Here is an 11,777-nt window from a genome sequence, read left to right as displayed (position 1 = left end):
CAGGACTATGCAAAACCGTTCCCGCCGTCAGCGACACGCTGGTTCACGCAGCAGGTTCAAGAATCTCATTCTCGCTTTTTGGCTCGGCGCTGTTATTTCATCCTCTATAACGCAGGAAAAAGATGTCGAGACGCATCAACAGCCTGAGGTCAGCCACCAATCAATATTCTTCGCCGCTGAATTCACGGGTTACACACAAGTCTTTTGAGTACCCAAGAATCTTTTGCCTTCAGAACCTGTTGAGATTCATTTTCATTAAAATTGATAGTGCGTTTGGACTTCCCAGTCAGGATAATCTCCTGTTCCAACCGAAGTATGTTTTCCTTGGTTTTCTTTATGGATACAAACATGGCCTTGACCGTCATTCGCTCTCTCCTGATATACAAACCAATAGCCTGAACTTGATGAATCATGATTGGTTCGCTCGACTACATTTGGCATTTTTTTCGCCCAGTCACGTAACTCCTTTGCTCTGATTAAACGTCCAGTTGGACATTTTACACCTGAAGTGATGCTATATCCGGCATTTATTAGCGCATTACTTAAGAAGTGCGCACAGTCGTTACCATAAGAGGTGTCACAGGTGCACTTGCCCTCATATAATTCATAAGCTTTTGAAAGGCTGGCCGTATCGAAAAAATCACTTTCGGAATTTACCGTTTTACTTGCATGTTTCTTTACGTTTGTACTCATTGTAACGCTCCCTTTATTATCATATTGTTAGAACCATGTTGCTACGTTAATATTGGGAAACTAAGCTTAAGCGTCATTACCGTTTGAACAGTCTACGTCGAACAACGGCGGTAATGAATCGACATGCCGTATAACGAGCATGACTGCTTGAAAATTGATCGGCCTCATATAAGTCGTTCGGTCCGTTCAGAATAGATTCAAGGACTCCCCCTACACAAATGTTTTTTTAAAAGGTATTGAGCGCCTCGTTCAATTCTTACTACCTTCCTGCTCAATCTTCAACAGCGCCAACGAGAACTTCGCGTCTGTCTTTTAATGATCCCTTTGCATTAGTAAGACGTTTCGATTTTCTTGTTAACATTCGCACCTATTCCTCCTATTCGCTTTTTTCTTCTCTACCGTGACGATTGATTCGCTTCCTTCCACACCTTAACCATTCCTTTGACGATGGCCATAGTGACCTCATCGCTCTTGAAATAACCAGAATGAGAGAAAGGATTCCAGTTAGTCCGTATGTCTCCCACATTCACGTCCCTATCTTCCGTAACGGCCTTCTCATATTCGGGATGAACTTTCCGCAAAGGATACGCCAGAATGTCGTCCTTATCGAAGAAGTTGATCCACCCACCTTTAATATTGGGATATAGGCTGCTAACCTGCTGGCTAGGTACGCGAATCGGCTGGTCAAAATCATGATAGCGCAAACTCCAAAGAGGCAACGTCGTCCCACAGGAATAGAACAGGGAAAGTGTGTCTCCTCGCTCCAGCGCCGAATCAAAGCCCGCGTTTGCTATCACACGGCCAGATTGCAGATCGTAAAAAAAATTGCTCGCTACGACCGTGCCTAAGCTATGCGAGATAACGCATAGCGGTGCGTTGGGGCCGGCTTCTTGAGCCAAGACTTGCAAGGCATCAAATATTGTTCGGTGAACAGCTGTGTAATTCTGTTCCTCATCGAGGGGTAGGAGTGGCTGATAGGCGACAGCATCCGCTAAGTAGTGAACGACAATCCGCCGAAGATCTAAGTAACGCAAATGGTAAGGCTCGTAGAACAGATTTTTCTCAAGCAATTTTTCTCCGTCCTGGAATACTTTGGCCCAGTGGACCGGCTGAATGACAAGACGACTTTCCGTATGTTCTTCTCCTGATACTTTACGGAAACCTTCATGGAGATTGGTGATAAAATCCTTAGCGAAATCCGGCTTTTGTCTGCCCAATCCGTGAATGACGATAACCGCAAGCTTCTGCGTCATGTCAATTCTCCTTTCAACATAACATAAGGCTTTATCTCCTGCGATACCAACAGAACACATAGATATCCTTCACATTTCCAGCCTCATCAGGGAATCGGAGCTTTCCTATATCTTGAAGGGAGCTTTCCACGAGAACCTCATTCTTCAACTCAATTACCCCATGGTACAGTTCTGGCCTTTGTTCATTCGCGACGCATATGACACTCTGCATCTCCTCTTTGCCAATACAATGATGATTTTTCAACATCGGCTCGTCAAATTGTCCTGGTAGAAATTCGACCGTACAATGATCGGAGGCAAAAGTCTTCGGGACTCGGAAAAGAAACTCAAAGCGGTAAACACCAATCTCCCAATAGCTCGTAATGAAAGGAAACATACTTCTACTTAGCCGGATGGTGAATGGATTAGCGTCTGGAATGTCTTGCTTAGCATCGAATAGTCTTACACCAAAGCCGGGCAGGCACTCTCTGGCGCATTCGTTTGCAGCATGACGGAGGTTGTCCCCTCCTTCCCGAGCCGTATAGCTTAGGTGAAGAATGAGATCACTCAACGATTCAATATCAAATGGGTTATTCTCATGAGGAAGCTCAATTCTCCATCTGCTGACTGCTCCGGCGAACTCAAAGGGCAAATAGCGCTCATCCTGGAAATTCAGTTCAAACATGCCAGAGTCCCGAATACCACTGGAAGTTGCGATTGCTTCCCTAGCTGCATAAACGGATACGGTGCGCTCGTCATCGGGCATGGTTTGATATCCGTTCTTATAACGCTCGTTTCGGCAGCAAGAGTTGGTCGGTACAACGAGCCTCGGATCTATTCTTGTCTTACTGCTTAGCAGGGTCAGACGGCAATGTATTCCTGAGTAAGCCTCCGCTTCGCATAGCACTGTCAGCGTGACGTTCTTGATGCGCCGCATATAGTGGCCGGGATAATCAAGGTCGAACATCCATTCGGGAATATCGATCTCACAGGATCCGGTAACTAACAACTGCAGGAATTCCATTGGAAAATGGGTTCGCAGAGGAATATGCTTGATAAGCTCATACTCACGGACATTTTCCGCAAAGTACGTTTTTTCCATCTGACGGACCGCTAGATGGAGTCTCTCGCCGGCCATTAGCCCCTCACGAAGATGATCCCAAATCTCAGATGGAATAAATTGACGCGTCGAATGTCCTCTTTCGTAATTGAAAGCCTTCTGAGCCTGTCTGGCGTAGTGCAGTCCGATTTCGTACATTTGATAGTACATAGCTGCTGTTTCCTGTTGAAGCCACAGGTAAAGCTCATGGTTTGTAAATTTATCCCGGAGGAATTCACTTCTCTCCGCGCAATTTTTAATTTGCTGCTGCTGATTATTCACTTCGCGCAAAGCAATGTCTTTTCGACGTTGCGTAGCCAGAATCTGCCGGTCGACCTGCTCAATTTCGATCTTCAACAGCTCCGTTTGGTGCTGCCATTCCTGTTCACGGCGCTGCCAGCCTGCAAGGGTCACCCCATGTGAAGCCAGTACTTGGAACGTTTCTGCCTGGGCATAAGCGATTCTTGCATATGCCCAATGGTACATGCTTGTCTTGGTGCCGGTGGCAAGTTTCGAAAAACTGCAGCACCCCACATAGGGATCGGGAATCAGAATATTACTCATTCCTCTTCCTTCGTAATTGGTTCCTGTGTCTAGAGATTTGGTTGTCATAGTGATACGTGGATCATATTGTCTTTCCCCGCCGATTAAACCGGTAGCTATAAGCCCTTTATAGTACCGAAGACGGGCCGTAAGCATTTCCTTTGTCTTTTTAAGCGCCTGTTCCTGCCAATCCGCATCCCGCCACTGATTTTGCTTCACCTCGAGTGCAAGGTTGACAGCTTGCTTTTCGTGCATGGCATGCATGGCAACAAGCGATTCCGAATCCCCCTTCTCGTAGGCAGCCAACAGGACATGTCCAAGTGATTGTACATCCGATGCGAGCTCCTGTGCCTTCTGGTTCAAGAAGATAAACCGATACGGATTTGCGGGTACGCACCATTCGTCGTCATAGCAGGTCCTATTACCGGACCCTCTACTCACAAAACCATCCGCATAATAACTTTGACGGCTGGATTTCAAACGACTTGCATCAAGGCAGCTATGGATCAGAGCCAACCGGTCGGCTACATTCGTATACAATGAGAGTAACCGAGGATTGATCGGAGCACAGCTCGAGTTGAAGGTAGTTACGGTTGTTTCTTTCCGATTTACTGTGTCCTCCAGAATCGTTGCAGGTGCTTCCCCCAAAATCTTATCGGCTGTGGCAAAGATTAACCTTGCCTGATGAAGGTCTTCCGGAGAATTCCCCCTCAATAACGCGTCTCCCCATTGCACGAGCGTCTCTGTATAATGAAGCAGAATAGCTCTCTCCTTGTTACTCAGGACAGAGGGATGCGCCGGAGGGCACCGACCCCAGCGGTTATCCTTCTTTAGTGGGTTATAAAACATCTCATACCACTTAAGAGCTGCCTCGTATTGACAATGCGCCCGAAGTTGACCTGCTATCGCGATAACGGAACTGAACATGGTACTCGGTAGCAGGCGACTGCCGGGTTTAAACCAGGCAAAAAACGGATAGGCCGGCGGGAAGGTATTATGATCAGGTTTCGGGACAACCACATTGGGCAGAGCAAGTGCTTCATCCATGGCCAGATCGTAGCGGAAGCCTGGCATTAGCGGCATGGAATGACCCGGTGCAGCGCTCCCTCCCTTAACCTCGAAATACAGCGAGTCTCCCCAGCGACCGATAAAAACGATTTCCGGATTCATACCCTTAATGACCATAACGCCTTCATGGGATTGCCGAGGCTGCTGGAATTGACCATTGTGTACACGGCACCAGCATAAATGCACCATCGGTTCGGATTCCCAGTGCAATAAAACGGGCAGCTTGTCTGGACGTTGCCAATCCGATTCGGGATTAGCAGAAATGGTTCCACATTCGGCATCCTGGGTTTGTGGCTTATAGACTCTTGCGTGGTCGATCCAAAAATAATACTCATCCATCCGTACTGGATATGTCTTGCTGAACTCCTTGCAACAGGCCATCGGTTCGGTCTTGGTGCAATCGGCTATATCCTCCGCTCCGGCAGGCGGCATGCCTGCCGCAGCAATTCGAATGAAAGGGTTGCCTAGCTTGACCGCAGCCTTGAACCACATTGGGAGCTCTGCTTCTGGTGTTAGCCAGGTCGGCCGGAACTGGTGCTCAAGCGTACCTTGAATTCGGAGTCCTTCTGCACCAGGTTCAATGTGGTCTAAGACAGTAAATTCTCTGTTCTGGACGGCCACTATTCCAGGATGAGCTGGAAGGCTCGATCCAATCGGTAAGACTGACTCGGTCGGTTTGACTATCGACAACGAAGAACGGCGCAGCTCGGATTCCAACGACTGGAATGCTTCCGTCTGTCTTGCCTCCTGCAATTCGTCCCATTCGATCCAGTTTTCGTTATAATAGAATCGGGTTCGATGTGCCTTCCAACTGTGGTAATGGCTGAAGCGGTAATCCCACACTGCCATAAATCGAGCGGAAGCCGATAAATAGGGCTCCAGGCCAAGCCGAACTCGCTGAACGAGCAGCCGAATCGCGGTCAGCGCTTCTTCAATGCGACTGGACGTTTCGCAGATACCTGCTTCCACATCCACCAGTAGGAGCTCGCTCAAGTGTTTTGCATCTTCGGCGAAGCCACCCCATGGAAGGGGAACACGTTTCATATGGGTCAAGTAGGCGACTAGCCCTGCTCTACCGCGCTCCCTCAAACCGTCGTTTAGGCGTTTGATTTTTTCGTATTGCCGAATCTGCTCATTCTCGATGCAGCCGTCACGGTAGAAGCGTGTCAGGTTATCGTTGCCGGAGTCTTCTACTCCCACAGGTTCTGACGGATCATCTGCAGCCCAAAGATATGGTTTGGCCTCCGCGATATCCTTAGAAAAGAAATGTCTCATTAGCTCCCGAATCCACTTCTCAGACTGCCATACACGCAGCGCCCAGCGTTCATCCGCCAACTGATCAGAGGTAACCACCAACTGCTGTTTTGGAGGAATCTCTTCCGGTTCAGATATAAAATAATGAAGCACTAATTCCGCGTGCTGCATATCAATACCTAGATGACGGACCAAATGCCCGGGTATGTCTTCATGGGACTCCAGCGATTCATGGAACAGCAGCCATGCGGGCTGTTCTGGTGAACGGTTGGTTTCGGTGCGCATCACTGTGTAATCAAACAACCGCTCCCACCAATCGAACATAGCCTGCCGGCGTTCTGTTGACGGGTATGCCCTCTCGTCTTGGGTTGCTGATGGAGCGGCGTAATTATCGAAAACAGGCAAGAAATTAAAGTTGAAATCAGCCTTATGAGCCTTGAATGAATGATCTGTGTCACGAAGATAGGACTGTCCGGAGAATAATTTCTCATTCTCCAGCATATATCCCAATTCAGCTTGACCGTCATCCGCTATTTTACGGGCCGACAAGCCCAGCCGGGCAGCGAAGAGCATGGCCTTGTAAGCTCGCTGATAAGTGCGCCGGATGTCCCGAAGCGTGCTGGTGTATTGTTGCTCTAAGTACGCCTTAGCTTTATCCGGGACCTGTGCATCGGGAATGAAATGGGAGAGCGGATCGTCCTTCAGCTCCTGAAACAGTTTATCAAGTGGAATCGTTCTCCAGACCTTCTCCGTATCCGGTCCGTAGTATTTGAACTGAAAGCCGGTTCGTTGGGGACAAATATCTTCCGGTCCGTCGAAGGCAAGAGCCTCCCGACGAAACACGATATCCAACTCGTAGAACCCTTTTTTCAATTCGATTGGAGTTGAACACTCCACCGAATTATCATTTCCCTGACCTTCCCCACTCAGTAGAACCCAACTTTTCTGCCCTCGTTTTAACGTGATATGCCAGCTGCATGCCTCATCTATGATCGAGGCATCCGGCAATTGTCCAGTTGGGGTTGGAGAGCCGGCGCTGAAGCTGTAATCACCTCTATTTTCAATCAGTAGAAGGCCATGCCAATGTAGAGAGTAAGCTTCAGCGCCTCCAAGTATCCTTCCTTCGTGGTTCGCCATCGCATATCCGTTGCGTACAACAGCGAATCGTTCTTGTCCGCCAGTGAACTTCGTATCGAATGAAGGAATGATCATCGGTACTGGAGCATTCCACATGTTCTCTTCTGCTCCGAACACTTCGGTACCACCGCGAACTTCACGCCAGCGGAGATTCTGATCTCCGTCGGTATAATCTACCTGCATGCCTGTCCCTACAAGTCCGAGCAACGCGGAATAAGCACCAGCGCTGGGCAACAAGTTCCAGGTTAACATAGGTGGAAATTGGCCGTTATCTTGCTCAAGCGTGCTGATAGCTTTGTTCTCATCGGCCCAAAGATGCTTCAGAATGAGCTTAGCTAGGCCGACCTCGACCCGATTCACTCCAACCGATTGAGCAATGTGCGATGTCAGGTGGACGGCGATGACCACACAGCGGCGATGGAAGCGGGTGAACTCTTTCTGGAACCGAGCCCATCGTTTCTGTTCATCCGGTTCTTGAATCAAATAGTCTTCGGTTTCCCCGTAATTGGCAAACAAGAAGGCGAACTTAGCAAGCTCCAGCCGCGGCGCATAATACAAGCTTGTTACCGCCTTCTGTTCATGCGGGTCTAATTGCCGGATCCGGCTCAACTTAGTTAATACGGCTTCGTCGGATAAGGGGATTTCGGTCCAGAGCTTATCCGAATGGTAACGAAAGGGGCCGTCAAGCGGTGTATTCCACATGCCTGCCTTGGTTGGTTTATCCAGCGAAGCACTGTACATTCGTTGAAGCGGTTCTACAGTAAGCCCGCATTCGGACAGGACAGTTGGGAAGAAATGCTGCCCTAAACAAAGCCAGCTGTCCTCCTCATCTGGCTGGACCGCATAGCCGAACTCGTCCCGTAGAGATGCCTCCATCCGCGTCCATGTCCAATGCTTGGCATCTTCATCGCTCGCATCAATTTCCATCAGTTGATGTCTCAATGACAACAGCGAAAACTGGTCTTCATCATCCGGCAGCCCCAAAGGACTATCCTTCGCTTCATTAGCCGATTGCAATGGGAACGGATCATCGCCGTGCAGCTCATCCGCAGCTAGCAATGGACAGGGTTCCTCGCTCATGCGCTGTTCCGTTCCTCCGAATAGGAACAACAACTCTCCGATGCCGAATTCGGAAGCATAGATTTTGGCCAGTATCTCAGCGAATCGCAATGTATGTGTGGGAGCGGCATGCCAAGCGTCATTTGAGACGCCCCTTGATTCAAAGCCGGCTAATACAGCCAAAGACTTCAGATTGCTCTTGAAGATCTTGAGAAACTTCGGTTCTCTGCAGCCGCAGTTAAAGTTGTTTATCGCATGCTGCTCAATTTGCTGTAACAAGTGATTGAGGGCCCACTCTTTGGCTCTTATCAGTGGATTGTTGCTACTATCCGGATACCCTTCCTTCTTCCATGCTTCCGGTACCCATAATGCCAGCAGGCGCATCCGTTCTGCTCCGGTCGCAATGGAGGCATCATCTAGACATGCGACGTCCCTCTCCCCGTTCGTTGCACCATCAGATAACGACAGGTTGAAATCATCGCGAAGCATTTGAAACGCGGCCAGCTGCCGGATGAATTCGGGGTTGACGCGACTGACGTCGAAGAGCTTCAGCACCTGACAAATATCCCGCAACTGGGTGAAGGTGTATCGGGCTTGGGGGACCGCTTGGAGAGTACGCCACAGCCGAATAAAGACCGCGAGCCGCTTGAGGGCGTCGGCTTGATCCGCGGGTGTTTTGAAATCGATTTGATAATCGTTCAAGTTACAGGGTTCGCAATCCGGGAAACAACCTCCTTCTTTCCCTTTCGCTCGGAACTCTACAAACCCCGACTTCCAGAGCTCAAGAAATTTACAGTAGGACAAGCCAGTGCGACACAAAAATTCGGAAAGCTTTACCACATCATCCATCCACAAACTTCCGTTGGATGAATCGTAACCATACAAATCATGCAGCAACACTTTGTCCTTGTTCGATTCTGATCGTAACCGTCCGTCGCGCGAAAAGACGATTTTATCTTGATAAATGGTTTGATATTCCTCTGGCGATATAAGCAGATACTCTCTGGCAGTGTCGAAGCGAACGGGATAGCGCCAAAGCGAACGATTGAATTCCAAAGGTTCTTGATTAGGACTTAGCACAAATTCTGTAATTTTCTTTCGGAAGTGGCGCATAACTGTATACCGGCTCGATCCCAATGCTTCCAGATAGGTCCGCGCTACATCCAAAGGCTGGGAGTAGGGGAGTCGGTGCGAAGAGAAGTCTGTTCGCAATTCATGATAGGCGCTCTTCTCATCCGTATTCACAGCAGGAGTGGAGTGCTCAGGCAGCGCTTCGAATAGCGTTGTAGGCTCGTGGGCGATCTCGGATTTCGAATAAGCAGAGGAAGTAAGCAGGTGGCCCCCTATTTCATCCTTAGTCGTATCATAAACCTGACCATGAGACATACGGCAGGCAACCATATATTCCAAAGATTCGTTAACAAGATCGATCATTGGCAACGGTACATACATATTAGCTTTTGAAGCCAGTAGATTACCGAGAGGCCCTCTCCGATCAGCCAGCAATGTTCCCAGTGAGTTTGAATTCCCCCCCGTTTTATCAGGAACGGTTTGCAGCAGCTCCTGAAGATATGCAATTGGTCCGAATGGCGACAGTTGCTCTGGAGAGACGCAATTAATCAATCCCCCATCCGAGTTCACCGGATTGAAACCTTCTTGAATGTTTTTTGAATGGAGCGGGGATGTTTGGGCGTTATCCCAGATTTTCTGGACCCAGTCATACGCAATGGAGCCGGTTAAGGCCTCGCTAAGCTCATTGATGTTTAGGCCTTTCATGTGCTCTGCACTAGTAAAGCCTCGCGCCCAGAGACCCTCCATGACGGCAAATCTCAGACCGTTCGGTTTGATGCCTATAGTCAGGTCTTTAACTCCCTTAATTCGAGCGTCCAAGTCCGGCAATGGCCGGGAAGGCCTCTTTAGGCCGGGAGCATCCTCCTTTAACACATTGGCCGCTTGAGGAGTAGTCTTCTCAACACTAAAGAAGCGTTTCAAATACCCGATGAAGGCTTCCACCCGCTCTTCATTCGTTCCCGGTTCAGTAAATTTTGGTATTATATCCGGTTTTTGCTGAAATAGCGCCTTCCAGTCATCAGCGATTTTCTTTTTTAATTTTTCTGCATCTGTAGCATCGAAAGGTGGGGACTTGATTGCCGTTACCAGATCTTCGTCACCTTTGGTTATCACACTTAGCAACAAATCGTAATGCCGGGGTTTGTCGGCAGAATTCATACCCGCCCAAAATGCATCGATGTTATCTTTATGCGCAAACCATTTACTAACCAATGAGAAAATTGAACTTTTGGGATCAATCGGACATTCCGGCAAGTCCCCTCTACCTTCCGTACCGATAGCGTGCAGCCGTCTTGCTGCTTGAGCGGGTCCGATCAGCAAATTATTATCGATAATATGCTCGGTCACGGCATGCTTGAATACGGACAGCAACTGCTCTTCAGGCAACAAGCTGCTCATTTCATAACGTTCCTCAACGTTCATTTGCGGGGGGAGGTTCGCCGTAAGCGCATAGAAGTAAGGTGCCGGAACTTCAAGAAAAGAGCTTAAAACGTTTGGTGCGGCAGCCTTTAATCTCAAGGATACTTCCCGATCAGGATTGAGCAACAGAGGAAACGTTAGTATTGCCTCTGTGCTCTTTATGCTTTTGGCTTCGCAGCTCAAAGCGGTGGATAAGGCGAATATGAAATTTGCCAATCTTTCGGCGTTGCTGTTATGGGTGGTATAGTAGCTTAACAATTCGGCCTCGAAACTTCTTCGATTGCGTTCCTTGTCGTCATTACTAGGAGTCGTATACATGGAGCTCCAGCTTTGCATGGCGCCTAGTGGACGCGGAAGAGGGAAGACAGCTGCATCACAACTGATTTCGCGGGCGATGTGAATACATCGATTGTATTCCAGAACGGCTAAGTTAGATGTATTTCCAGTGTCTTTGTTTAAAACTGTTTCTACAGCCGCTTTAAGATTGTTGAACGGGGGAGGTGCACCCTCTTCCGACAGGGAGAGTAAAGGTGTCATACGATCGAATGGCGGAATAGGCAGATATATGCTTGTAGGGAGATCGTCTTTCTGAACTTGATTAAAAACCATCTTCGAGGATTCATAAATGGGCGCGTTATAATAAATTTGCTTATGCTCAATGGTTTGGCTATTCCACTTTATGACGATCTGCACATCAATATTTTGATGTTCTATGTTTGTAGGCAGCGTGAGAGCGACTACGGCTGTGGCCACAGCAAAAGAGCATATATCAGGTGGAAAAGGTACGAGCTGATAATGCTGATATATTTGAGTTTTGGGATGTGGTTTTGGAAATTCTATCGGTAGCGGTGCAACATATTTTGCCTCACCTAAGATAATGCCCTTACCGTTCTGGTCTTCAAACGACGCATCTCTAACTTGAATTATCAAATTACTTAAGTATTTTTCCTTAAAAAGGTCAGCTGAAACCGGTTCGATCGGATGCAGTCGTATGATCAGATGTTTTTGTCCCATGTGTATTAAATAGTCCTTTCCGCTTAGGAATTGTCTTTAATTTTAGTATGGCTTGAAGTTAAGCCTTTTATTATTTGTGGTTATCTATCCTGAACCTAAAAGAGCCCCAGCCAAATGGCTGGGGCTTAATAAGCTATGAAGAACTTTATGTCGATGTACAGTACAGTTGTGTCCAGTGACAACAAGTT

At 48.2% G+C, this 11,777-nt stretch carries 3 protein-coding genes; all 3 read right to left on the bottom strand.

From position 1 onward, the window contains the following. Window positions 1-255: 255 nt before the first annotated feature. Complete coding sequence (locus KQI_RS28415; RefSeq protein ID WP_138984779.1) at window positions 256-693, bottom strand: hypothetical protein; 438 nt, start codon at window positions 691-693, stop codon at window positions 256-258. A gap of 395 nt (window positions 694-1,088) precedes the next feature. Beyond that, window positions 1,089-1,946 carry a hypothetical protein gene (locus tag KQI_RS0101980; RefSeq protein WP_010345013.1) on the bottom strand — a complete coding sequence of 286 codons (858 nt, stop codon included), beginning with the start codon at window positions 1,944-1,946 and terminating at the stop codon, window positions 1,089-1,091. Between the two features lie 31 nt (window positions 1,947-1,977). Next, on the bottom strand, window positions 1,978-11,589 hold the full coding sequence (locus KQI_RS26615; RefSeq protein ID WP_010345012.1) for a Tc toxin subunit A-related protein: 9,612 nt from the start codon (window positions 11,587-11,589) through the stop codon (window positions 1,978-1,980). Window positions 11,590-11,777 lie beyond the last annotated feature (188 nt).

The sequence above is a fragment of the Paenibacillus peoriae KCTC 3763 genome (genome assembly GCF_000236805.1).
Lineage (GTDB): Bacteria > Bacillota > Bacilli > Paenibacillales > Paenibacillaceae > Paenibacillus > Paenibacillus peoriae.
This window is presented reverse-complemented; position numbering and strand designations above follow the sequence as displayed.